This is a genomic window from Pseudomonas mucoides (genome assembly GCF_015461845.1).
In the GTDB taxonomy this organism is placed as follows: Bacteria; Pseudomonadota; Gammaproteobacteria; order Pseudomonadales; family Pseudomonadaceae; genus Aquipseudomonas; species Aquipseudomonas mucoides.
On sequence record NZ_JACOPW010000001.1, the window covers coordinates 1,029,229 to 1,052,062 of the forward strand.

Here is a 22,834-nt window from a genome sequence, read left to right on the forward strand (position 1 = left end):
TGCGGGTTTTCTTTTGCCTTCGAACTTTCACCTTCGAACTCTGCAGAGTTCGCTCACTCTGAAGCATCAGACAAGGCTAAGCTGAAGATTGCCTGCCACTGCCACCTGCTAATAAGAAGTGAACCTGAATCATGGGTAGAGTTGTTGCTGCTGCGGTTTACAGCGCCGGTAAGAAAGTCACCAACATCACCCTCGACGAGGGCGCAGCCTGGGCCGCAAAACCCGGCCACTTTGTCTGGATCGGCCTCGAAGAGCCGGACGCCCAGGAGCTGGCCAACCTGCAACGCCAGTTCAACCTGCACGAACTGGCCATCGAAGATGCCCTGGAAAAACACAGCCGGCCGAAACTCGAAACCTTTGGCGACGCATTGTTTATCGTCACGTATTCGCCCATTCGTAACGAAGGCAAACTGCAGTTCATCGAGACGCATATCTTTGCCGGTAACGGCTACATCATCACTGCACGCAATGGTCATTCGGCGTCCTATGCCTATGTCCGGCAACGCTGTGAGGCGCGCCCGTTGTTGCTTGAACACGGGGAGGACTTCGTGCTCTATGCCCTCCTCGACTTTGTGATCGAAAACTACCAGCCCGTGGGCGAAGCGATCCACGCCGAGATCGATGAGCTGGAGCGCAACGTGTTGTGCAGTGCGTTGAATGAACATGACATCCAGAAACTGCACGGCCTGCGCCGGGACGTATTGCGCCTGCGTCGTTATGCGGCGCCGATGGTGGAGATTGGTGAGGAATTGCAGAAACTGAGCTTCCCGTTCATCGACAAGAACATGCGCCCGTACTTCCGGGATGTGCAGATTCACGTGACGCGGCAGATGGAAGACCTGACGACCCTGGCCGACATTGCCAGCCAGACGATTGAGGTGGGGGTGTTGCTGGAGGCTTCACGCCAGAGCGTGGTGCAGCGCAAATTTGCCGCGTGGGCGGCGATTTTGGCGTTTCCGACGGCGGTGGCCGGGATTTACGGGATGAACTTTCAAAACATGCCGGAGCTGGCGTGGCACTACGGGTACTTCGGGGTGTTGGGGTTTATTGCGGTGGGATGCACAAGTTTGTGGGCGAGTTTCAAGAAGTCGGGGTGGTTGTAGCCACTACCCAGGTGTCAGTGACAATCGCGAGCAAGCTCGCTCCCACAAGGGTATCTCCATTGTGGGTGCGAGCTTGAATCAGGTTTTAAACCGTTTCTGGCTTGTGCGCCACAAACCGCATCATCCACTCCGCTACCGTAGCGCCATGATGCTCATGCTCAAGGCTCTTCACGCCTTTGGAGTAGATCTGCTCGCCCAGCGCTTCCTGACGAATGTCCAGCAGCGCTCGCGAATAGTCGTGAATGAATTCCGGATGACCCTGGAAGCACAGCACTTGATCATTGATGTGATAAGCCGCGAACGGGCAGAAATCGCTGGAGGCGATGACCGTGGCGTTTTCCGGTAGCGACGTCACTTGGTCCTGGTGGCTGATCAACAAGGTCAACTCTTCCCTGACCGGGCTCATCCACGGCGCCTTGGCCGCGAGTTTGTAACTGTGGGTGCCGACACCCCAGCCTTGGGTGGCACGTTCGCTTTTGCCGCCCAGCAACAACGCCAGCAACTGATGGCCGAAACACACGCCCAAGAGTTTGTCGCCGCGTTCGTAGCGGGTCAGCAGGTATTTCCTGAGGGTTTCGATCCACGGGTCGGTGCCGAAGGAATCGGCCTTGCTGCCGGTGACCAGATAAGCGTCGAAGGTCAGGTCATCGCTTGGGTATTCGCCCTGCATCACGTTGTAGACCGTGAACTCGGCCGCGATAGGTTGCTGCGAAAACAGGTGCTTGAACATCTGCCCGTAGCCCTGATATTGGTCGACCAATTCTGGACGCAGGATGTCGGTTTCCAGAATGCAGATGCGTAACGACATAAAAAATACCTGACACGTGATGGGAATAATGCACACCCCAGAGCCTGCCTCGAAACACCGTTCCAAGGCAAGCCCCGCGAAGCGTCACCGGTCCCTTAAAACGTCTCCCCTTTGGCGGCTTTTTCCAGCAACAACGCTGGCGGATTGAAGCGTTCGCCATACTGCGCGGCCAGGTATTGGGCGCGGGCGACGAAGTCTTGCACGCCGTACTGATTGATGAATTGCAGTGCACCGCCGGTCCAGGCCGCGAAACCGATGCCGAAGATCGAACCGACGTTGGCGTCCGCCGTCGACGTCAGCACACCCTCCTCCACACAGCGCACGGTTTCGATGGCTTGCACGAACAGCAGGCGATCACGCACATCCTTGGGCGAAATCTGCCCGTCAGGCTTTTCGAAACGGCTTTTCAGCTCTGGCCACAGATGCTTCTGGCCAGCGGCCGGGTATTCGTAAAAACCGCCTCCTGCCGCTTTACCGGGGCGTTTGTATTCGTTGAGCAGCAAGTCGATCACCGCAAAGGCCGGATGCTCTGTCAGCGGTTTCCCTTCGGCTTGCAGGTCTTTGGCCGTTTGCTGACGGATATGGCTCATGAGACTGAGGGAAACTTCATCAGAAATCGCCAGCGGCCCGATGGGCATGCCGGCCTTGCGTGCTTCGGTCTCGATCATCGGCGCGCTGACGCCTTCGCCGAGCATGGCGATGCCTTCGTTGGTGAAGGTGCCAAACACCCGCGAGGTAAAGAAGCCGCGACTGTCGTTGACCACGATCGGGGTTTTCTTGATTTGCAGGACGAAATCGAAGCCTCGAGCCAGGGTTTCGTCGCTGGTATTGGCGCCTTTGATGATTTCCACCAGCGGCATTTTTTCCACGGGACTGAAGAAGTGCAGGCCGATGAATTTGCTCTGGTCCGGCACCGCGGTGGCCAGGCCGCTGATCGGCAACGTCGAGGTGTTGGAAGCGATCACCGCATCCGGCCCGACGACTGTTTGCGCAGCCGATGAGACCCTGGCTTTGAGCTCGCGATCTTCGAACACCGCTTCGATGATCAGGTCGCAACCCGCCAGGTCGGCATCGTTTTCCGTGGTACGGATCCGCGCCAGAATCGCCTCACGCTGCTCGGCAATCATCTGGCCGCGCGCGACTTTCTTGTCCAGCAACGCTGCCGAATGGGCCTTGCCCTTCTCCGCCGCCGCCAGCGTGATGTCCTTGAGCACCACCTCGATGCCTGCCGATGCGCTGACAAACGCGATGCCCGCGCCCATCATCCCGGCGCCGAGTATCCCGACTTTTTGCGTCACACAAGGCGCAAAACCTTGCGGCCGCGAACCGCCGGCATTGATCTCGTTGAGTTGGAACCAGAAAGTGCCAATCAGGTTTTTCGAGACCTGGCCCGTGGTCAGCTCAGTGAAGTAGCGGGTTTCGATCAGGTGCGCAGTGTCGAAATCCACCTGGGCGCCCTCAACCGCCGCGCAGAGGATTTTCTCCGGCGCAGGCATGCAGCCTTGGGTCTTGCTGCGCAGGATCGATGGCGCGATGGCGAGCATCTGCGCGACTTTCGGGCTGGACGGGGTGCCGCCGGGGATCTGATAACCCTTCACGTCCCAACGTTGTACCGCTGTCGGATTGGCCAGAATCCAGGCCCGCGCCTTGCTCAGCAGTTCATCAGAATCCTTCGCCAACTCGTCAATCAACCCGGCCTGCAACGCCTGTTGTGGCCGGACTTTTTTGCCTTCGAGCAGATACGGCAAGGCTTTCTCGATGCCCAGCATCCGCACCATGCGCACCACCCCGCCGCCGCCCGGCAGCAAGCCGAGGGTGACTTCCGGCAGGCCGAGTTGCACGGATGGATTGTCCAGTGCCACGCGATGATGACACGCCAGGCAGATTTCCCAACCACCGCCCAATGCGGCGCCGTTGATCGCGGCCACCACCGGTTTGCCGAGGGTTTCCAGGGTGCGCAATTGACCTTTTAGGGTCAGCACCATGTCGTAGAACGCTTTGGCCTCTGGCTTGCCAACCTTGATCAGTTCATTGAGGTCGCCGCCAGCGAAGAACGTCTTCTTCGCCGAGGTGATGATCACCCCGGCGATGCTGTCTTTTTCAGCGACCAGACGGGCGACGCAGTCGGCCATGGCTTCGCGGTAGACCGCGTTCATGGTGTTGGCGCTCTGGCCCGGCATGTCGATGGTCAGGACAACGATCCGGTCCTGACCCTTTTCGTAACGAATGGCTTCAGTCATGAACATGTTTCCTTGGAAGTCGGGGGCTCAGAGGCGTTCGATGATGGTGGCAATGCCCATGCCGCCACCGACACACAACGTCGCCAGGCCATAGCGCAGGCGTCGGGTTTCCAGCTCATCGAGCAGCGTGCCGAGAATCGCGCAGCCCGTGGCGCCCAGCGGATGACCCATGGCGATGGAGCCGCCGTTGACGTTGACCTTGTCCGGATCGATGGCCATGTCCTTGATGAATTTGAGCACCACCGAGGCGAACGCTTCGTTGACCTCGAACAGGTCGATGTCTTCCACCCGCAGCCCGGCCTTGGCCAGCGCTTTACGGGTAGCCGGCGCCGGGCCGGTGAGCATGATGGTCGGATCGGTGCTGGTGACCGCCGTGGCAACGATCCGCGCCCGAGGCTGCAGGCCAAGCGCCCGGCCCTTGGCTTCGGAACCAATCAGCATCAGCGCCGCACCATCGACGATCCCGGAGCTGTTGCCCGGCGTGTGCACGTGATTGATCCGTTCGACATGGCTGTAGACGCGCAACGCCGTGGCGTCGAAGCCCATTTGCCCCATCATCTCGAAACTCGGCTTGAGCTTGCCCAAGCCTTCCAGGGTGGAGTCGGCGCGAATGAACTCATCGTGATCGAGCAAGATGATGCCGTTCTGATCCTGCACCGGCACCAGCGACTTGTTGAACGAACCGTTCGCCCGTGCCCGCGCCGCTTTCTGTTGCGAGTGCAGCGCGTAGGCATCCACGTCCTGACGGCTGAACCCTTCGAGGGTGGCAATCAGGTCGGCGCCCACGCCTTGCGGTGTGAAATGGCTGTGCAGATTGGTTTCCGGGTCCAGCGCCCAAGCCCCACCGTCGCTGCCCATGGGCACGCGAGACATCGACTCGACACCGCCGACCACCACCAGGTCTTCGAAACCGGAGCGCACCTTCATCGCGCCGAGGTTCACCGCTTCAAGCCCCGAAGCGCAGAAGCGGTTGATCTGCACGCCCGAGACGCTGACGTCCCAATCCGCCACTTGGGTCGCGGTTTTGGCGATATCGGAGCCTTGATCACCAATCGGCGTCACGCAGCCGAGCACCACGTCATCGACCTGGCTGGTATCGAGCGACGTGCGCTGTTGCAGCGCCGTGAGCAAGCCGGCCACCAGATTGACCGGTTTGACGCTGTGCAAGGCGCCATCGGCCTTGCCTTTGCCACGGGGCGTGCGTAACGCGTCGAAAATCAAAGCTTGGGTCATGACGTCCTCGAACCTGGGCGGTGAGTAAATACTGAGTGCTCACTCTTATGCCGGGCCGCCGCGGATTCAATGACCGCAGTGCTCACTGACGTTGACTGACGTGCTCAGACGGACGGTAGTGAGCGATGGGATTAACCGATTCAGGACACGGAGCTGTCTAGCAAAAGGGCGCCCAAGAAGCTGGCAATAGGCCTCATGCTTTTTAAGAGCATTTGTCGATAGTTCCATACGAAATGGATCTAAGTCACGAGTGACGCGGGCTCTAAGGTGAAGTGTACGAAGTTGTCGTCGGGTTTTGCCGAGGCACTCGTCTGACAGGAAGTGCAACGCTCTGCCGTCATGGAGATATGCAGGCAGGCATCAGGAAATAACAAAAAAGGCGGTCAAGCCATGTTCAAACATTCGAAAGTACGTCAAGCCGGGCTCATTCTTTTCGCCACCACGCTATTGTTGATTTTGCCGAATCTGACCAAGGTGATTGGCTAGTCGGTAAAAGAAAACGGTGTCAGGTATTTATATCGTCATTCTAAAAATGTGACTGGCCCGCTACCCGGGCCAGCGTGGGTGTGCCAACCTTTGGGCACTTCCACGACATGGACGGCGATCTATTGAAAACGCTCATTCTGTTCGGGGCCTTGCTGCTCAGCACGCCTCTGTTTGCCGCACAGCTGAACCTCGAGCTGGGCGCGACCACTCGCACCTGGCAGACCGAAGAACTGCTCAAGCACCCGCAAGTCCAGACCCTCCATATTGCCGACGACGTTTCCTACAAACGGGACATGAGTTATCAAGCGGTGCCGCTGGCGGCGCTGTTGACCGGCATCAAGCCCGATGACCATTTGCAAGCCGTGGCGCTGGACGGATTTGCCGCCGAGTTGGCCGCGGCGCCTTTGCTCAACACCCAAGGTGCGCGGGCGTGGCTGGCGATTGAAGACCCGGCCAAACCTTGGCCGGCATTGTCAGAAGGCAAGCCGGGGGCCGGGCCGTTTTATCTGGTCTGGACGGATCCGCAGGCCGGCAATATCAGCCCGGAACAATGGCCGTTTCAGGTGTCCAGCATCAAGCGCCTGGCGCCGGTCGCTGCGCGCTTCCCTGCCCTGCTGCCTGATCCGGCGTTGAAGGCGGGCGATCCGGTGAATCAAGGCTTTGCGTTGTTTCAGAAGAACTGCCTGGCGTGCCATCGATTGAACGGTGCCGGGGATGCGCAGTTCGGGCCGGATTTGAATATTCCGTTTAGTCCGACCGAGTATTTCGGGGCGGAGTTCTTGAAGCGCTATATCCGTGATCCGCAGAGCTTGCGCCAGTGGCCGCAGGCGAAGATGCCGGGGTTTACGGCGCAGGTATTGCCAGATGCGGATCTGGACATGCTGGTGGGGTATTTGAAGCACATGGCCGGGCGCAAAATTAAGCCCTGATACCCATCCCCCACTGTAGGAGTGCCTGCTCGCGATAGCGGTGCGTCAGTTACAGATTTGCTGACTGGCAGACCGCTATCGCGAGCAGGCTCACTCCTACAAGGGATTTGTAAGGCGCCTGATTATTGTTGCTGGACGGAGATAACCGGCATCGGCGTCGGCGACACAAACACCTTCGCATGCATCTGCTCACACCCGCCGCCCCGGCGCATTCCGCGTACCGGACAGGCGTCCAGATAATCCAGGCCCACGGCAAGCTTCAAATGGCGCTCGGGCCGGGCCAATTCATTGGTCACATCAAAGCTGTACCACGCATCATCGAGCCAGGCTTCCGCCCAGGCGTGACTGGCCAGGTGTTCGCTGTTCTCGCTGTACAGATAACCCGACACATAACGCGACGGAATGCCCAGGCTTCGCGCACAGGCGAGAAACGCATGGGTATGGTCCTGACAGACGCCGGAACGTCCGGCAAAGGCCTGGGCCGCGCTGGTGTCGACTTCGGTCGAGCCTGGCGTGTAGGTCATGTGCTGGTTCAGGCCATGCATCAAGTCGATCAGTGCGGTGCGATCCCGACGGGTCTTGCATTCCTTTTGCGCGAACGCTCGCAAGGCTTCGTCGGCTTCGGTCAGCCGGGTGAAACGCAGGAACGGCAGCGCCGACTGGCTCTCATGTTCGGCTTCGCGCAGTTCATCGATATCCACCTGACCACGGGCGCCAATGATGATCGCCTCGTGCGGCTCGTCCATGGTCAGTACATGCAGGATGTTGCCGAACGGATCGAGTTGCGCGCGCACCGGGCGCGGCAGGTCGAGTTGCCAACTGAGCACGTGCTGGCGCTCGCTGTCATGGGGTGTCAGTCGCAAATACTGGATGCTCGCCCGCACCTGATCTTCATAGTGATAGGTGGTTTCGTGGCTTATGGAAAGTCTCATGCAGCCTCCAGGTAAGAACTGTGAATGGCGTTGCCCAACTGGCGCACCAGCGGGATGAATTCGGTCAGCCAGGCATGCAGGCCTTCGTCGAGAATTTCGTTGATGCCGGTGTAGCGCAGGCGTGCGTCGATCTCGGCGGCCAGGCGCTGCGCGGGGCGGCCGTTGGCCCCCGGCAGGCTGGCGAGAATCTGGTCGATTTCTTCGGTGCACGCGCGCAAGGAACGCGGTACATCCGCGCGCAGCAACAGCAACTCGGCCACATGCCGGGCACCGGGGGCGTCGCGGTAGATCTCGGTGTACGCCTCGAACGACGACAGCGCTCGCAACAAGGCGCTCCACTGGTAATAGGCGTGCGCCGTGCTGTCACTGACCGCTTCGGCTTGATCGCCGGCCATTTCGTAGCGTGCATCGAGCAGGCGCAGCGTGTTGTCGGCCCTTTCGATAAACGTCCCCAGACGAATGAAGCGGAACGCATCGTTACGCATGATGGTGCCGTAGGACGCGCCCCGGAACAGGTGGGAACGTTCCTTGATCCACTCGCAAAAACGGCTCATGCCATAGCGGCTCAAGCCCTGTTCGGCGATCCCGCGAATTTCCAGCCAGGTGGCGTTTATGTTTTCCCACATGTCGGCGGTGATTCGCCCACGCACCGCATGGGCACTGGCTCGCGCCGAACCGAGGCAGCTGTAGATGCTCGCCGGGTTGGCCGCATCGAGGGCGAAGAAATGCAACAGCCGTTCGGCATGCAACTCGCCGTGGCGCTCCAGGTAATCGTCCAGGGTGCCGGTGATCAGCAGCGGCATGGCGAGTTCGTGCAGCCCGTTGCCGCGACCATCCTGCGGCATCAGCGACAGCGAATAACTGATGTCGAGCATCCGTGCGAGGTTTTCCGCCCGCTCCAGGTAACGCGACATCCAATACAAATCCGAGGCAGTTCTACTTAACATGGCAGGCTTCCTTCAATCCTCGACCACCCAGGTGTCCTTGGTTCCGCCACCCTGGGAGGAATTCACCACCAGAGAGCCTTCACGCAAAGCAACACGGGTCAAACCGCCGGGCACGACCCGGGTTTCGCGGCCAGACAATACAAACGGACGCAGGTCGATGTGGCGTGGCGCAATGCCGTTTTCGACAAAGGTCGGACAGGTCGACAGGGACAACGTCGGTTGCGCGATGTACGCGTGGGGCTTGGCTTTGATCCGTGCACGGAACGATTCGATTTCCGCCGCCGTCGCCGCCGGCCCCACCAGCATTCCGTAACCGCCAGAGCCCTGGGTTTCCTTGACCACCAGATCCGGAAGATTGGCCAGCACGTGGGACAGTTCGGAGGGATTGCGACACTGGAACGTCGGCACGTTCTTCAGGATCGGCTCCTCGTCGAGGTAGAAACGGATCATGTCGGTGACAAACGGGTACACCGACTTGTCGTCCGCCACCCCGGTGCCGATGGCATTCGCCAGCACGACGTTGCCGGAACGGTACGACGACAGCAGCCCCGGAACGCCCAGCATTGAATCCGGATTGAACGCCAGCGGATCGAGGAACGCATCGTCGAGGCGACGGTAGATCACGTCGACAGCTTTCGGCCCGTCCGTGGTGCGCATGAACACCTTGTCATCGCGCACGAACAGGTCCGCGCCCTCCACCAGTTCAACCCCCATTTCCCGAGCCAGAAAGGCATGCTCGAAAAATGCGCTGTTGAAGCGACCCGGCGTCAACACCACCACGCTCGGGTTATCGATCGGGCTGGAGCTTTTCAGGGTATCCAGAAGCAAATTCGGATAGTGATCGATAGGCGCAATGCGTTGCGCCGCAAACAGTTCGGGGAACAGGCGCATCATCATCTTGCGGTCTTCGAGCATGTAGCTGACGCCGCTCGGTGTACGCAGGTTGTCTTCGAGCACGTAGTACGTGCCGTCGCCGTCGCGCACCAGATCGACACCTGAGATGTGCGAATAGATGTCCCGGTGCAGATCCAGCCCTTGCATCGCCAACTGGTATTGCTCGTTGGCCAGCACTTGCTCGGCCGGGATGATGCCGGCCTTGATGATGCGCTGCTCGTGATAGAGGTCGGCAAGGAACATGTTCAGTGCCTTGACCCGCTGAATGCAGCCGCGCTCGACGACCCGCCATTCGCTGGCAGGAATGCTGCGGGGGATGGTGTCGAAGGGAATCAGGCGCTCTGTCCGCTGCTCGTCCCCGTAGAGCGTGAAGGTTATCCCGGCGCGATGAAATAACAGATCGGCCTCGCGTCGCCGTTGTGCCAGAAGCTCGTCAGGCGTTTCGGCCAGCCAACGGGCAAACTCCCGATAATGCGGGCGGACCTGGCCGCCGGCATCGTACATTTCATCAAAATAGGTGCGGATCATGCCGTACTCCTTGTCACCCGGACATCTAGGCTTCGCAAGGCCCGTGCCAGCGGCAGAAACGCTTTGATATCAATCGGTTGGATAATCGCTCCGTTTTCACCGCACCATTCCTGTGCAGCAAACGCCCCAACCTGACAGCCCCCGCTTCATTGCAAGGCGACGTTGTCGCCTATCACCAGCATAGTCAGAGTTGATTTCACTGCCCGGCCGCCGGCGGGGATAATCCGCGCATTCGCTGGATAAACAGCCCGAACTTCCCTTTAGCCGCCTGCTCAGGCGGCTTTTTTTTGCGCCGGATTCTTGTTTCAGGGTTTTGCCGGACGTGTTTTACGACCCTCCGCAAACTAAAACGGCCAACCCGAAGGTCAGCCGTTAGTGCGTGTCACTGTTCATAGGATTATGCGAGTAGCCCTCGTACCTCCTGCTTGACGCCCCATCCTTCGATGATGCCGCCCAGAGGCTCGACCACCGCCTCGAAGCCTTGCTCGAAATCGCCGATGTCATCGTAAGTGGCGTACATGACTTTGCTCAGTTCGAGCGCCCATGCCCCGTCGTCGCGCACACTGATTTGCGCATTCAGGGATTCGCCACGGTAATGACCTGCTGCTCTGCGGGCCCGCTCCTCGTCGGGAAAAATGGCGTAGAACTCGATGGGGTGGAATCTTGAAAAGTCGAAACCGCCTTCTTTCATGCGGCGCAGCACCGAGCTGCTGATGTCTTCTTGATAGGCTGTGCTCATGAAACGTCCCCCTCATATAGTGATGGATAGACTTTCCGTATTCCCGGCACGCGCAACCGAGTGGTGCGCGCGATGCGGCAACCTCGTTGCCGGTGGGAAGCAAGCATGTAGCTGACAAGACCAGACCTTAGCGATCCGTTCGCTGATCTCGATTGCAGAGTAGCCTCAAGAGAGAGCCGCTGCCAAGGCCTGAATGAGAATGAGACAGGAGAGGTTCAGATTGGCGTGATGCCGAGGATTTGTATGCTGTTCTGGGCTTTGAGACTTTTGACGCTCGCATCAGCGGTTCGCCCTTCCAGATCATTCAGATCCAGTTTGGCAGCGACGGGAAGAAGTCGGGCCTTGATGAGTTTGGCGGCGTGCTCGTTATCCGGGCACTCGTTGCACTCAAAGACTTCATCGACTGTTTCACCGTGATCATCCACGAAAGTGATTTTCCACTTTTGCATCAGTGCCTCCTCGATAAAGCCCATGGATGGGCCTACATGCATCTGGACTTTTGCGCTGACTGATCGTTCAAACGAATTGCGATGTTCTGACAGGAAACCGGTTGCCGTTTTTGTAGGAGTGAGCCTGCTCGCGATAGCAATCTGTCAGTCAATAATCATGTGACTGACACACCGCTATCGCGAGCAGGCTCACGCCTACACAGGGGGTGTGTACAACCCTTAGTCGTTGCTTGGCTTGTTCACCGCTTGCAGCACGTATTGCGGCAAGGCGAAGGCGCCGATGTGGATCTCTGGATTGTAGTAGCGGGTGATGATGCCGCTGCCGGCGAAACGCTGTTGCAGGGTTTCACGGGACAATTTGCGATAAGCGGTATCGGTCGCGCCCCAGGCAAATGTCATCGAGCCACCGATGTAGGTCGGCACGGCCGCCTGATAGAAGTGCCAGTCCGGGAACAGGCTGCGCAGACGCCCGGCGGTGGTTTTGACTTCTTCGATCTGCATGAACGGGGTGCCGTTCTGGGTGACCAGGATGCCGCCTTCGTTCAGGCAGCGACGGCAGGCCTGGTAGAAGTTTTCCGAGAACAGCACTTCACCCGGACCGATCGGGTCGGTGGAATCAGAAATGATCACGTCGAACTTTTCAGTCGTGGTGGCGACGAAACGCATGCCGTCGTCGATCACCAGGTTCAGACGAGGATCTTCGAACGCACCTTTGGAGTGGTTTGGCAGGAATTCCTTGCACATGTCGACCACAGTGCCATCGATCTCGACCATGGTGATGTGTTCGATGCTGCGGTGCTTGGCCACTTCACGCAGCATGCCGCCGTCGCCGCCACCGATGATCAGCACGCGCTTGGCGCTGCCGTGCGCCAGGATCGGCACGTGGGTGAGCATTTCGTGATAGATGAATTCGTCGGCTTCGGTGGTCTGGATCACGCCGTCAAGCGCCATCACTCGACCCATGCGCGGGTTTTCGAAGATGACCAGGTGCTGGTGTTCGGTGCGCACTTCGTGCAGCAGTTTTTCCATGCGAAAACGCTGGCCATAGCCTTCGTAGAGGGTTTCCAGGTATTCGCTGGCAGGGGTAGTGCTCATGGGAAGTGCTCCGATGAATGCGGGTGGCAACGGACGGTTACCCGCCCATGATGGCCAATCGAGCAGCTCGATTAACCGGGAAAGGCGCGCATTCTACGTCGCGGAAGATGACAGGTCGAACCTCACTTGATAAGTCGACACATTCCTCTGTGGGAGCGGCGGTGCGACGTCTCGACTTGCCTGCGATGCGGACGGCTCGGTCTAGGTAGACCGCAGCGATTCCATCGCAGGCAAGCCGCGCTCCCACAGGTTCAGTGTCAGTTGTGAGGACGCACTCAGATGCGGACGTTGCCCCGCGGCCCGGCGATGGCCCAGATGATCAGGCCCAATACCGGCAGGAACGCGATCAACAGCACCCAGAGGATTTTCATCCCGGTGGTGGCGCCACTTTTTATCACGTTGATGATGGCCCAGATATCCAGCACGAAAATGATCAAGGCGACCAGGCTGTTGAACGTAGAACCCATGGTGACGCTCCCTAAGAGTGATATGCACCCTTAGGATAGCCGGGCCTTGCGAGGGTTCCGCTTTTTAAACGTGAATCGCGATCTTCAGCGCTTCCAGCGACGGCGCAGCGGCGATGCCGACTTTGGCACACAGCTCAAGCACACGCGGCACATCGTTGCCGTAGACCAGCACCACTTGCAGCTCGTCGTCGAGCAGCTGGCTGAAGTTCATCAGCGTGTAACCACCGTTTTCCTTATTCATGCTACCCATTTGCACCTGAATGCGATTGAGTGCGGTCAGGGCTTCGGTCTTGGCCAGCTGCTTGGGTTTGATATTGAAATCAACGCCAGGGCCGAACGAGGCGACGATCTGGGCGAACAGGTCCATGTAGGTGTCGGCCTGGAACAGCACCGTCTCCGGCAGACTGCCGACCACCACCCATTCACCCAACGGGATCGGGAAGGTGTCGTCGTAGTTGATATCCGGGTTGGCCGTGAGAAAAGCCTGCGGATCGGCGTAGGCTTGAGCCGCTTCGTCAGCAACTTTCAGGATTTCGTCATCGCTCATGCACCCGGAGCTGATTTTGCTGATGAGTTCGACGAGTGCGGCTTTCATGAGGCGGATCCTGTAGCGAGTGAATTTTGAGGGCGCGAAGGATAGCGCATTCGCAGAAAGTTACCGAGCGTGAGGAGACCTGTGGCGAGGGAGCATGCCCCTCACCACAAAGCATCATCCCAGCAGTTTTTCCAGCTGCGCGGTGGTGTCGACGGCGCCCATCGTTTTAGCGGCATCGAGGGCCGACACGCCGTTGGCGTCCTTGGCTTTCGGATCGGCCCCTTTGCTGATCAGGTAGTCGACGATGGCGACGCGGTTGAACATCGCCGCCATCATCAACGCGGTACGGCCATCAAACGATGAACCTTCCACTTGCGCGCCGCCCTCGACCAAGGCCGTGACCACCGCCAGGTCGCCCTTGAACGCGGCACCGGCAATCGGGCTTTGGCCGTTGTCGTTGCGGATTTCCGGGTCGGCCTTGTGTTCGAGCAGGACTTTCACGGTGTCCACGTGGCCGTGGTAGGCGGCCAGCATCAGCAAGGTGTCGCCCTTGTGGTTACGCAGGTTGGGCGGCAGGCCTTTGGTCAACAGCGCTGCCATCATGGCCGCATCGCCCTCGCGCGCCTTGTTGAATACCTGTTCGGCAAATTCAGCGGCTTCTTCGGGGGTCATCTGGCGGCTTTGATCTGACATCGGGGGCTCCCTGTTCGGTTATTCGTAAAGCCGACAGTTTCCCGAGCAGCCCCCGCGCTGTCACTTGTTTTTTCTCAAGGGCCGCCATAGGCACATTCAATAGCGGTACTTGCCGCTGTGAATATCCGCCAGCACCTGCTCGGTAACCTGCACATAAGTCTGGGTGCCGGGCAACCAGGCGTAGATCGGGTCATCGCCGGTCTTGCCAGGGTCGAAGGCTTCGTCCTTGAGCCGGGTCTTCTGGTATTTGAAGGTCCCGGTGGTCTCCATTTTCACTTTCACCCGCAAAAACAGCGGCACCGCATAGGTCGGCATTTGCTGGCGAGCAAACTCCAGCAGTTCGCTGAAGTCCAGGGTGGCCAGGGATTCGGCCGGAGTAATCGCCGCCATGCCGGCACGCCCGTTGGTGTTGTGGACTTCCACGCCATACGCCACGGCTTCCGCGATGTGCGGGTGTTGCAGGAGGATGTTTTCCACTTCCGTGGTCGAGACGTTCTCGCCCTTCCAGCGGTAGGTGTCGCCCAAGCGGTCGACGAACTGTGCATGGCCAAAACCAATGTTGCGCAGCAAGTCACCGGTGTTGAAGTACCGATCGCCCTTCTTGAACACGTCATGCAGCACGACTTTTTCGGTCTTTTGCGGATCGGTGTAACCGTCCAGCGGCGCCTTGTCGTCGATTCTCGCCAGCAACAAACCCTGCACGCCCTTGGGCACTTTGTTCATGAAACCCTTGGCGTTGCGAATCGGCTGGCCGCTGTCGTGGTCGTAGGCCACCAGCTCCCAGGCCATCAGCGAGAAACCGATGGTGTGGTCAAAATTGAGAATGTTGGTGAAGCCGATGTTGCCGTCGCTGGCCGCATACAGTTCACAGATATGCTCGACGCCGAAGCGGGTCTTGAAGGCGTCCCACGCGCCGGGGCGCAAACCGTTGCCGATCATCTTCGTCACGCCGTGCTGGCTGTCTTCGGCGCTGGTAGGTTGATCCACCAGATAGCGGCACAACTCGCCCACGTAACCGAGGGTGGTCGCGTGGTATTTGCGTACGTCATTCCAGAACTGGCTGGCGCTGAATTTGCGGCGGATGGCAAAGCCCGAAGCACCGTTGATGGCCGAGCCCCAGCACACGCAGAGCCCGGTGGCGTGATACAGCGGCAAGGTGCAATAGACGATGTCGTGCGGCTGCATGTCCAGGGCGATCAGGCCGAAACTGGCGGAGCTGCGCATCCAGCGTCCGTGCTTGAAGACGCCGGCCTTGGGCAATCCGGTGGTGCCCGAGGTGTAGATATAGAAACAAGGATCGTCGAAAAAAACCTGCTGGCTGCTGACAGGGTTTTCCTCGGACGCGTCGGCACTCGCCGCCATCAGGTTGATGAAACCGTCGGGGGCAACGCCCGGATGGTTGCAGGTGTCTTGATCGGCGACGAACCAGGTTCGCGCCGGCGCGATGGACACCCGCTCGCGGACCTGGGAAAACGCCGGGACCAGTTCGCCGCCGACAATGATCGCCACGGGGGCTACCAAATTCAGGCTGTGCGCGAGGGTATCGCGGGTTTGCGAGGTATTGAGCAACGCGCTGATCGCGCCGACCTTGGCCACGGCCAGAATCGTCACCAGCAGTTCTGGACGGTTCTCGATGAAGACCGCGACCACGTCACCCTTGCCGATGCCTTGGGCAATCAGATGATGAGCAATGCGATTCGCCCACTGGTTGACCTGCGTATAGGTCAGCGTCACGTCGCCCTGCAGTAACGCGGGGCCATCGGGATTGCGCAACGTCGCCTGTTCGAAACACCAGCCCAGGCCACACGGTTGGGTCGGATCCTTGACGTTGGCGACTTTCAGGCCCTTCACCACACGGGGAATGGTTCTGGCGATCGTCGGCAGTTTGCGGAGCATCATGCCCCAGGTAATCGTGTCGTTTGGCCTGCGTTTCATCTGTGCTCCCGCTGATTTTTTTATTGTCGGGCGGCGTTCCATGAGCTCGAAAATACGTCAGCGGTTCTTGGCCTGTACACGCGGATTTTGCAATGTTTTGTATCCGCAACCCGGATAAACGAACGATGAACCTCGAGGTGCGGATTGGTTCCATCGAAGCAGCAACAATCTTTCAAAATGCAGGATGCACGATGGCCATTCATGCAGATTGCACGAAAGCGAAAACCCGACATAAAATTAACTTATTGATTTATAAGGATTTTATTAAATTCAAATACTGGCACAATCGCTGCAACTACCTCTCCATGCTTGCCAATCTCGTGCAAACGGAGCTGATAGACATGAGCCTGATCCAAGAAAAATTTACCTCCCTGTTCTCCAACTTCGAAGTCACCACCCAAGCGCGTCCTGACGGCGGAATTTTGCTGACCTTGCGCAGCAGCGAAGGCCGTGTGTTCAAGCGTTCGATTTCCTACCAGCAATTGCACGCGGGTGATCAGTTGACCTGGGTGATCAGTGCGATTCGCCGTGACCTTGCCGAACAGGCGAGTGAACTGCCGCAGATCTCCATGCTGCAAAGCCAGCAACGATTTGCCTTGCCGACTTATCACACGGCGTAAATCGTTGCAGTGCTGAAAACAAACAGGCCGTGAGCTTTCGCTTCACGGCCTGCGTTGTTATGTGGTGTGCTTTATAAGGTGGAGGGGTTGATTCGCGCGAAGCTGTCGACGGTCAGATGGCCTGCCAACTCCCCACCCTCTCGCGCCAGCCCGCAGGTCGCCATCCCGGCCGTGCGTGCAGCGTCCAGCTCTTCGACGATGTCGGACAGAAACAGAATCTGCGCAGGCTCAAGCCCGATGGCCTGAGTGATGCGTTGGTAAGACTGCGCTTCCCGCTTGGGCCCCGACGTGGTGTCGAAATAGCCGCTGAACAGTGGCGACAAATCCCCAGCCTCGGAACAACCGAAGATCAGTTTTTGCGCCTGGATCGAGCCCGAGGAGTACACAAACAGTTGATAGCCTTCCTGATGCCAGCGCTTGAGCGCTTCAACGGCGTCCAGGTAAACGTGGCCCTTCAACTGCCCGGCCTGATAACCCTGCTCCCAGACCATGCCTTGCAACGCCTTGAGCGGCGTGGCTTTGCGGTCTTCGGCGATCCAGCTCAGCAGAATGGCGATCACCCGCTCAACGTCGGCATCCGGCTCGGCGCTGTCGCGACGCACGGCCGACAGTTGCTCCGCCACATCGGCGCGCGCGGCGTGCTGACGGACAAACTCCGGCAGGTGTTTCGCGGCGTAGGGAAACAGCACGTCGAACACAAAACTCACCGCGCTGGTGGTGCCTTCGATGTCGGTGAGAATCGCTTTGATCGGCATCGGTTCAGTCCTCAAGACGCGGGAAGCGGCTGGCGATGTCTTCGCCGGTGAAATTGGCCACCCAGCCTTCAGGGTTGTTGAACAGGCGGATCGCGACGAAATGCGGATGCTCGCCCATGTCAAACCAGTGCGGCGTGCCGGCCGGGACCGAGATCAGGTCGTTCTTTTCGCACAGCACCGCGTAGACGTAATCGTCGATGTGCAGGGTAAACAGGCCACGACCCGCCACGAAAAATCGCACTTCATCTTCGCCATGACGGTGTTCGTCGAGGAACTTGGCGCGCAGTTCGGCTTTTTGCGGGTGATCGCTGTTCAGGCTGATGACGTCGACCGTGATGTAACCGCGCTCGGTCATCAGCTTGTCGATCTGCTCCTGATACGCGGCGATCACTTCTTCCTGACTGGCGCCGGGCTGGATCTTCGCCGCCGCTTGCCAGCGGTCGAAACGCACGCCCTGTTCGGCCAGGGTCGAGGCGATGTCTTCAAAATGGGTCAGTACCTTGTTCGGCAGGTCAGGGCTTGAGACGTGGTAAACGGACAGGCTGCTCATCAGGGCAACTCCTTAACGGTTCATGCGTTACGGTTGAAGAGCGCGCGCATCTTCAACTCGCACTCGAACAAAAATTCAAAGGCCTCGATCTGCCGCAGCGCATCACTCATGCGCGCGCCCCAGGTGTAGAGGCCATGGCCGCGAATCAAGTAGCCGACGCAATCGGGATGGGCGTCCAGCCAAGGCTGAACCTTGGCGGCGAGGCGCGCAATATCCTGATCGTTGTCGAAAATCGGCACGCGCACCCGGGATTCGTGGGTCGATACGCCACTGAAGGCTTTTTGCAGTTCGTAGTCTTCGAACTCGATGAAATCTTCCGGGGTCAGGCGCGACAGCACCGTGGCGTTCACCGAATGGGTGTGCAGCACCGCGCCGATGTCCGCGCGCCAGCTGTAGAGCTGGGTGTGCAGCAGGGTTTCGGCGGACGGCTTTTTACCCGGTTCCAGGCTGTTGCCCGACAAATCGGTGGCGAGCACATCGTCGAGCCCCAACTGACCTTTGTGCTTGCCGGACACCGTCAGCAGCGCTTCGCTCGGCGACAGACGCGTCGAGTAGTTGCTGCTGGTGGCCGGTGACCAGCCGCGGCCATACAGAAAACGCCCGGCGTCGATGATTTCCTGGGCGAGGTGTTCACGGGTAAGGCTCATGGCCTGTCCTCTTGCAGTCGTGTGGCAATGATAACGGCAGCCGCCAGGGCTGCGAGGCTTGCAATACTAAAGGTCAACGGTGCGCCGAGGGCATTCCAGCTGTAACCGGAATACAACGCGCCCAATGCGCCGCCGGTGCCGGCCAGCGCGGCGTAAAGCGCCTGGCCCTGCCCTTGCTGGCGTGCGCCGAAACTACGTTGCACGAACTGGATGGCAGCCGCGTGAAAGCTGCCGAACGTGGCGGCGTGCAGCACCTGGGCAAACAGCAACACCCAGAGAAATTCGGCATACGAACCAAGCAGCACCCAACGCAGGGCGGCCAACAGGAAACTCGCCAGCAGCACCCGGCGCACCGAGAAGCGCGCGAGGATTTTACTCATGGCCAAAAACATCAGCACTTCAGCAACCACACCAACTGCCCAGAGCATGCCGATGACGCCGCGGCTGTAGCCCAACCGTTCAAGGTGCAAGGTCAAAAACGTGTAATACGGGCCATGGCTCATCTGCATCAGCGCCACGCAGCCATAAAACGCCAACACCCCGGGGCTGCGCAATTGCTTGAGAAACCCGTCCCCCGCTTCACGAAGGCCCTGAACTGGTTGGGCATTCGGCACCCACAGGCTGCTGACGACGATACCGGCCATGATCAACACCAACGCCACCGGATAGATGTCGAGGCTGAGCCATTCGAACAATCGGCCCAGTAACACCACGGTGATGATGAAACCGATGGAGCCCCAAAGGCGAATCTGACTGTAGCGCGAGGTCTGGCCTTTCAAGTGCGCCAGGGTTATGACTTCGAACTGCGGCAATACCGCGTGCCAGAAGAACGCGTGCAACGCCATGACCATCGCCAGCCAGGCGTAGGTCTTACTGACAAAAATCAGCGAGAACGTCAGCAGCGTACACACCGCGCCGAAGCGCACGATGGCCAGGCGCCGGCCGGTGTAATCCCCCAGCCAGCCCCAGATGTTCGGCGCGACGCAGCGCATCAGCATCGGGATTGCCACCAGTTCGCCGATGCGCGCACTGGAAAACCCCAGGTGATCGAAGTACAGCGCCAGAAACGGCGCCGTCGAGCCGAGCAAGGCGAAATAGAACAGATAGAAACTGGAGAGCCGCCAGTACGGGAGCGCCGCCACGCTCGTCAGACCGCAGCGGCGTTAAGGTCAGCCATTAAAGCTGACCCAGCACCGGTGTGCTCACGCGCACATCGGCGTTCTGACCACGGTGACGCAACAGGTGATCCATCAACACGATGGCCATCATCGCTTCAGCGATGGGCGTAGCGCGGATGCCGACGCATGGGTCGTGACGGCCCTTGGTGATGACGTCCACCGGGTTGCCATGAATGTCGATGGAACGGCCCGGCGTGGTGATACTCGACGTTGGCTTCAGCGCCAGGTGCGCGACGATCGGCTGGCCGGACGAAATACCACCGAGAATGCCGCCGGCATTGTTGCTGAGGAAACCTTCCGGGGTCATTTCATCGCGGTGTTCAGTGCCGCGCTGGGCAACACTGGCGAAACCGGCGCCGATTTCCACGCCTTTCACCGCGTTGATGCTCATCAGCGCATGGGCCAGCTCGGCATCGAGGCGGTCGAAAATCGGCTCGCCGAGGCCAGGCATCACGCCTTCAGCCACCACCGTGATCTTCGCGCCGACCGAATCCTGGTCGCGACGCAACTGGTCCATATAGGCTTCCAGCTCCGGGACTTTGTCCGGGTCAGGACTGAAGAAAGCGTTCTCTTCCACCGAATCCCAGGTCTTGAACGGAATTTCAATCGGGCCGAGCTGGCTCATGTAGCCGCGAATGACGATGCCCTGGGTGGCCAGGTATTTCTTGGCAATTGCACCAGCCGCTACGCGCATCGCGGTTTCCCGGGCCGAGCTGCGACCGCCGCCACGGTAATCACGCTCACCGTATTTATGGTGGTAGGTGTAGTCGGCGTGGGCCGGGCGGAACAGATCCTTGATCGCCGAGTAGTCCTTGGACTTCTGGTCGGTGTTGCGGATCAGCAGACCAATGGAGCACCCGGTGGTGCGACCTTCGAACACGCCAGAGAGGATTTCGACTTCGTCGGCTTCCTGGCGTTGCGTGGTGTGACGGCTGGTGCCCGGCTTGCGGCGATCCAGGTCACGCTGCAAATCCTCCAGAGAAATCTCCAGCCCCGGCGGGCAGCCGTCGACAATGGCGACCAACGCCGGACCATGGCTTTCGCCCGCGGTGGTGACAGTGAACAGCTTGCCGTAGGTATTGCCGGACATGCAGGACGCTCCGTGAAATAGAACCTGAATACGAATGCGCGCCAGTATACGCAGGCTACCCAAGTAGTTCATCCTCGAACCTTATGGGTGCCCGCGAGTCCAACCGGCACCTTTGTGAATGATGGCGTGATGATGCTGCGAGTTTTAGCCTTGAGCCTGACCTTGTTTACCGGCTACGTGCAGGCCACCGTCCTGCAACGACCTATTACGCTGGATACCGGCACCGGTGAGCTTTTCGGCTCGCTGTTGCTGCCAAAATCCGACAATCCTGTGCCAGTCGTCCTGATCATTTCCGGCTCCGGTCCTACAGATCGTGACGGCAATAACACCGACGGCGGACGCAATGACAGCCTAAAACGGCTCGCCTGGGTGCTGGCCAAACACAACATCGCCAGCGTGCGTTACGACAAACGCGGTGTGGCAGCGAGCCTTGCCGCCACGCCGGATGAACGCAATCTGTCGGTAGAGGCCTATGTGGCCGATGCCGAAGCCTGGGGCCAGAAGCTGAAAAGTGATCCGCGTTTCGGCCCGCTGATTCTGCTCGGCCACAGCGAAGGCGCCTTGATCGCCACCCTGGCGGCGCCAAGTGTAAACGCCGCGGCGGTCATCTCGCTGTCCGGCAGCGCTCGCCCGGTTGATCAGGTGTTGCGTCAACAGTTGAGCAATCAACTGCCACCGGCGCTGATGCTGCGCAGCAATGAGCTGCTCGACAGCCTCAAGGCCGGTCACACCGACGACAACGTGCCGCCGCAGCTTCAGACGATTTTCCGTCCGAGTGTGCAGCCATACCTGATTTCTCTGTTCCGGCAGGACCCGGCGGCAGCGTTCGCCAGGTTGAAGATGCCGGCGTTGATCATTCAGGGCAGCAACGACATTCAGGTTGGAGTCGGTGACGCCAGGCTGCTGAAAGCCGCCAAACCGGACGCCGAGCTGGCGCTGATCGAAGGCATGAACCACGTCATGCGCATTGTGCCCAACGACGTCAAACGGCAATTGGCCTCTTATAAAGACCCCCAATTGCCACTGGCGGCCGAGCTTGGCACCCGCATCCTCGGGTTTATTGACGGACTTCGCCCCAGTTAAGCGCTGTTGGCCCTCCAGTCCTGTCAAAAACGGCCGATAAGCCTTTGTCGCCAGCGCAATGGCTGGCGGCAGGGCTTGGACAGGATCTCGCCGTTATGACTGATACCCAGACTTCACCCGACACCACCGCTGAAAAAGACGCACCGCCAGCGGTTGAGCTGCCGTGGGCGGACGTCCACGTCGAGCACCACAAGATGCTCCGTCTGGCGCCGCTGAAAACAGACCGCAACACCGGCGGGCGACCGCTGCGCTTTGTCGAATTCGGCTATGCCGAACGCAACAGCAAGGAGCAGAGCCTGATGCGCATGAGCATCACCTTGCCCGGTCAGCGCGTGCGCAAAGAACAGAATCACCTCGACGTGTGGGTCGATCACACCGCCAAGCGTGTGCATTTCGGCCCCGACAGCGGCTTGCAGATTGAACCGATGAACCGTGGCATCGGCCGCTTCATGGCCGCTCAAGGCATCACGTGGGCGAAGAAGCGCTGGTCCGGTTACACCGTCGACGGCACGGACCTGAACAATAAAGATGCGCTGAACGAAGACACCCGCCTGCGCCGCGATCACTTCCTCAAGGCCCATGGTTTTGAGGTGGTGTATGCCGATGCCCAGCATTTGAAGGGCAGCGTCAAAGACGTGCAGGTCGGTGACCTGTCGGGCGAGTGGAACACTGAAAAGCTGCAACTGGTGGAAATTCTCGAAGCGGCGCAGATGCTTCAGCAGGCCGAGCAGAACCTGGCCGAGCAAGAAGTAAAGCTGAAGACGCACGAAGAAAAAGTCAGCAAGTACAAGCGGGAAGACGCCGGGCTGCGCTTTACCATTACGTGTCTGGTGGCGTTTGCGATGTTTCAGGCGGGGTTGTTGATCTGGATTGCTACGCATCGGTAAACGTCTGAGAC

23 protein-coding genes are annotated in these 22,834 nt (G+C 59.3%); 5 read left to right on the forward strand and 18 right to left on the reverse strand.

What is annotated here, in order from left to right:
- The first annotated feature begins 131 nt into the window (after positions 1-131).
- Positions 132-1,103 carry a magnesium and cobalt transport protein CorA gene (locus tag H8F22_RS04840; protein WP_027922521.1) on the forward strand — a complete coding sequence of 324 codons (972 nt, stop codon included), beginning with the start codon at positions 132-134 and terminating at the stop codon, positions 1,101-1,103.
- 85 nt (positions 1,104-1,188) lie between these two features.
- Here H8F22_RS04840 and H8F22_RS04845 read toward each other — a convergent pair whose 3' ends face one another.
- From H8F22_RS04845 to H8F22_RS04855, 3 genes are all read right to left on the reverse strand, one after another.
- On the reverse strand, positions 1,189-1,911 hold the full coding sequence (locus tag H8F22_RS04845) for an amidotransferase (RefSeq protein WP_027922520.1): 723 nt from the start codon (positions 1,909-1,911) through the stop codon (positions 1,189-1,191).
- Positions 1,912-2,006: 95 nt separating this feature from the next.
- Positions 2,007-4,151: a 3-hydroxyacyl-CoA dehydrogenase NAD-binding domain-containing protein gene (locus tag H8F22_RS04850; RefSeq protein WP_194939801.1), complete on the reverse strand. Its 2,145-nt coding sequence runs from the start codon at positions 4,149-4,151 to the stop codon at positions 2,007-2,009.
- Positions 4,152-4,178: 27 nt separating this feature from the next.
- Positions 4,179-5,384, reverse strand: a complete 1,206-nt coding sequence (locus H8F22_RS04855; protein ID WP_027922518.1) for an acetyl-CoA C-acetyltransferase — start codon at positions 5,382-5,384, stop codon at positions 4,179-4,181.
- A 593-nt stretch (positions 5,385-5,977) separates the two neighbouring features.
- Between H8F22_RS04855 and H8F22_RS04860 the strand changes: the two genes are divergently transcribed.
- Complete coding sequence (locus H8F22_RS04860; protein ID WP_027922517.1) at positions 5,978-6,799, forward strand: c-type cytochrome; 822 nt, start codon at positions 5,978-5,980, stop codon at positions 6,797-6,799.
- Between the two features lie 122 nt (positions 6,800-6,921).
- Here the strand turns inward: H8F22_RS04860 and H8F22_RS04865 are convergent, their stop codons facing one another.
- The 10 genes from H8F22_RS04865 to H8F22_RS04910 form a co-directional block, all read right to left on the reverse strand.
- On the reverse strand, positions 6,922-7,731 hold the full coding sequence (locus tag H8F22_RS04865) for a transglutaminase family protein (RefSeq protein ID WP_027922516.1): 810 nt from the start codon (positions 7,729-7,731) through the stop codon (positions 6,922-6,924).
- Positions 7,728-8,678: an alpha-E domain-containing protein gene (locus tag H8F22_RS04870; RefSeq protein WP_027922515.1), complete on the reverse strand. Its 951-nt coding sequence runs from the start codon at positions 8,676-8,678 to the stop codon at positions 7,728-7,730. Before H8F22_RS04870 ends, H8F22_RS04865 begins: the two co-directional genes overlap by 4 nt.
- A gap of 12 nt (positions 8,679-8,690) precedes the next feature.
- Positions 8,691-10,100, reverse strand: a complete 1,410-nt coding sequence (locus tag H8F22_RS04875) for a circularly permuted type 2 ATP-grasp protein (RefSeq protein ID WP_194939802.1) — start codon at positions 10,098-10,100, stop codon at positions 8,691-8,693.
- Positions 10,101-10,497: 397 nt separating this feature from the next.
- Positions 10,498-10,839, reverse strand: coding sequence for a ribonuclease E inhibitor RraB (locus tag H8F22_RS04880; RefSeq protein WP_027922513.1), 342 nt, complete (start codon positions 10,837-10,839; stop codon positions 10,498-10,500).
- 215 nt (positions 10,840-11,054) lie between these two features.
- Positions 11,055-11,288, reverse strand: a complete 234-nt coding sequence (locus H8F22_RS04885) for a hypothetical protein (RefSeq protein ID WP_059181336.1) — start codon at positions 11,286-11,288, stop codon at positions 11,055-11,057.
- A gap of 219 nt (positions 11,289-11,507) precedes the next feature.
- Positions 11,508-12,383: a polyamine aminopropyltransferase gene (gene speE / locus H8F22_RS04890; RefSeq protein WP_027922511.1), complete on the reverse strand. Its 876-nt coding sequence runs from the start codon at positions 12,381-12,383 to the stop codon at positions 11,508-11,510.
- A 275-nt stretch (positions 12,384-12,658) separates the two neighbouring features.
- Complete coding sequence (locus H8F22_RS04895) at positions 12,659-12,850, reverse strand: PLDc N-terminal domain-containing protein (protein ID WP_027922510.1); 192 nt, start codon at positions 12,848-12,850, stop codon at positions 12,659-12,661.
- A 64-nt stretch (positions 12,851-12,914) separates the two neighbouring features.
- Positions 12,915-13,445 (reverse strand): hypothetical protein, encoded by a 531-nt coding sequence (locus tag H8F22_RS04900; protein WP_059181337.1) that lies wholly within the window; start codon positions 13,443-13,445, stop codon positions 12,915-12,917.
- A gap of 114 nt (positions 13,446-13,559) precedes the next feature.
- A complete protein-coding gene (locus H8F22_RS04905) occupies positions 13,560-14,078 on the reverse strand; it encodes an ankyrin repeat domain-containing protein (protein WP_027922508.1) in 519 nt (172 codons plus the stop codon).
- Positions 14,079-14,174: 96 nt separating this feature from the next.
- Complete coding sequence (locus tag H8F22_RS04910) at positions 14,175-16,013, reverse strand: long-chain-acyl-CoA synthetase (RefSeq protein WP_027922507.1); 1,839 nt, start codon at positions 16,011-16,013, stop codon at positions 14,175-14,177.
- A 341-nt stretch (positions 16,014-16,354) separates the two neighbouring features.
- On the opposite strand from H8F22_RS04910, the gene H8F22_RS32945 reads away from it, so the two are divergent.
- The gene (locus H8F22_RS32945) at positions 16,355-16,633 is read left to right on the forward strand and encodes a DUF3509 domain-containing protein (protein WP_027922506.1); all 279 of its coding nucleotides are present in this window, start codon (positions 16,355-16,357) and stop codon (positions 16,631-16,633) included.
- A 71-nt stretch (positions 16,634-16,704) separates the two neighbouring features.
- On the opposite strand, the gene mtnC is transcribed toward H8F22_RS32945, so the two are convergent.
- The 5 genes from mtnC to aroC are packed head-to-tail and all read right to left on the reverse strand — an operon-like array spanning position 16,705 to position 20,853.
- Positions 16,705-17,388 carry an acireductone synthase gene (gene mtnC, locus H8F22_RS04920; protein WP_194939803.1) on the reverse strand — a complete coding sequence of 228 codons (684 nt, stop codon included), beginning with the start codon at positions 17,386-17,388 and terminating at the stop codon, positions 16,705-16,707.
- Between the two features lie 4 nt (positions 17,389-17,392).
- The gene (locus tag H8F22_RS04925; RefSeq protein WP_123434165.1) at positions 17,393-17,938 is read right to left on the reverse strand and encodes a 1,2-dihydroxy-3-keto-5-methylthiopentene dioxygenase; all 546 of its coding nucleotides are present in this window, start codon (positions 17,936-17,938) and stop codon (positions 17,393-17,395) included.
- A 20-nt stretch (positions 17,939-17,958) separates the two neighbouring features.
- The gene (locus H8F22_RS04930; RefSeq protein ID WP_194939804.1) at positions 17,959-18,585 is read right to left on the reverse strand and encodes a methylthioribulose 1-phosphate dehydratase; all 627 of its coding nucleotides are present in this window, start codon (positions 18,583-18,585) and stop codon (positions 17,959-17,961) included.
- The gene (locus H8F22_RS04935) at positions 18,582-19,727 is read right to left on the reverse strand and encodes an MFS transporter (protein ID WP_194939805.1); all 1,146 of its coding nucleotides are present in this window, start codon (positions 19,725-19,727) and stop codon (positions 18,582-18,584) included. The genes H8F22_RS04930 and H8F22_RS04935 overlap by 4 nt, the downstream gene beginning before the upstream one ends.
- Before the next feature lie 34 nt (positions 19,728-19,761).
- Complete coding sequence (aroC, locus tag H8F22_RS04940; protein ID WP_007914036.1) at positions 19,762-20,853, reverse strand: chorismate synthase; 1,092 nt, start codon at positions 20,851-20,853, stop codon at positions 19,762-19,764.
- Positions 20,854-20,982: 129 nt separating this feature from the next.
- Here aroC and H8F22_RS04945 point away from each other — a divergent pair, with 129 nt between their 5' ends.
- Positions 20,983-21,936 carry an alpha/beta hydrolase gene (locus H8F22_RS04945; protein ID WP_027922501.1) on the forward strand — a complete coding sequence of 318 codons (954 nt, stop codon included), beginning with the start codon at positions 20,983-20,985 and terminating at the stop codon, positions 21,934-21,936.
- 95 nt (positions 21,937-22,031) lie between these two features.
- Positions 22,032-22,823, forward strand: a complete 792-nt coding sequence (locus H8F22_RS04950) for a hypothetical protein (protein WP_194939806.1) — start codon at positions 22,032-22,034, stop codon at positions 22,821-22,823.
- Positions 22,824-22,834: the final 11 nt, after the last annotated feature.

Coding starts and splice junctions, on each gene's coding strand:
- H8F22_RS04870 (WP_027922515.1), bottom strand. CDS start 8,678: ATGTTAAGTAGAACTGCCTCGGATTTGTATTGGATGTCGCGTTACCTG.
- H8F22_RS04855 (WP_027922518.1), bottom strand. CDS start 5,384: ATGACCCAAGCTTTGATTTTCGACGCGTTACGCACGCCCCGTGGCAAA.
- H8F22_RS04875 (WP_194939802.1), bottom strand. CDS start 10,100: ATGATCCGCACCTATTTTGATGAAATGTACGATGCCGGCGGCCAGGTC.
- H8F22_RS32945 (WP_027922506.1), top strand. CDS start 16,355: ATGAGCCTGATCCAAGAAAAATTTACCTCCCTGTTCTCCAACTTCGAA.
- H8F22_RS04840 (WP_027922521.1), top strand. CDS start 132: ATGGGTAGAGTTGTTGCTGCTGCGGTTTACAGCGCCGGTAAGAAAGTC.
- H8F22_RS04950 (WP_194939806.1), top strand. CDS start 22,032: ATGACTGATACCCAGACTTCACCCGACACCACCGCTGAAAAAGACGCA.
- H8F22_RS04910 (WP_027922507.1), bottom strand. CDS start 16,013: ATGAAACGCAGGCCAAACGACACGATTACCTGGGGCATGATGCTCCGC.
- aroC (WP_007914036.1), bottom strand. CDS start 20,853: ATGTCCGGCAATACCTACGGCAAGCTGTTCACTGTCACCACCGCGGGC.
- H8F22_RS04945 (WP_027922501.1), top strand. CDS start 20,983: ATGATGCTGCGAGTTTTAGCCTTGAGCCTGACCTTGTTTACCGGCTAC.
- H8F22_RS04900 (WP_059181337.1), bottom strand. CDS start 13,445: ATGAAAGCCGCACTCGTCGAACTCATCAGCAAAATCAGCTCCGGGTGC.
- H8F22_RS04905 (WP_027922508.1), bottom strand. CDS start 14,078: ATGTCAGATCAAAGCCGCCAGATGACCCCCGAAGAAGCCGCTGAATTT.
- speE (WP_027922511.1), bottom strand. CDS start 12,383: ATGAGCACTACCCCTGCCAGCGAATACCTGGAAACCCTCTACGAAGGC.
- H8F22_RS04850 (WP_194939801.1), bottom strand. CDS start 4,151: ATGACTGAAGCCATTCGTTACGAAAAGGGTCAGGACCGGATCGTTGTC.
- H8F22_RS04865 (WP_027922516.1), bottom strand. CDS start 7,731: ATGAGACTTTCCATAAGCCACGAAACCACCTATCACTATGAAGATCAG.
- H8F22_RS04930 (WP_194939804.1), bottom strand. CDS start 18,585: ATGAGCCTTACCCGTGAACACCTCGCCCAGGAAATCATCGACGCCGGG.
- H8F22_RS04845 (WP_027922520.1), bottom strand. CDS start 1,911: ATGTCGTTACGCATCTGCATTCTGGAAACCGACATCCTGCGTCCAGAA.
- H8F22_RS04895 (WP_027922510.1), bottom strand. CDS start 12,850: ATGGGTTCTACGTTCAACAGCCTGGTCGCCTTGATCATTTTCGTGCTG.
- H8F22_RS04880 (WP_027922513.1), bottom strand. CDS start 10,839: ATGAGCACAGCCTATCAAGAAGACATCAGCAGCTCGGTGCTGCGCCGC.
- mtnC (WP_194939803.1), bottom strand. CDS start 17,388: ATGCCGATCAAAGCGATTCTCACCGACATCGAAGGCACCACCAGCGCG.
- H8F22_RS04860 (WP_027922517.1), top strand. CDS start 5,978: ATGGACGGCGATCTATTGAAAACGCTCATTCTGTTCGGGGCCTTGCTG.
- H8F22_RS04885 (WP_059181336.1), bottom strand. CDS start 11,288: ATGCAAAAGTGGAAAATCACTTTCGTGGATGATCACGGTGAAACAGTC.
- H8F22_RS04925 (WP_123434165.1), bottom strand. CDS start 17,938: ATGAGCAGCCTGTCCGTTTACCACGTCTCAAGCCCTGACCTGCCGAAC.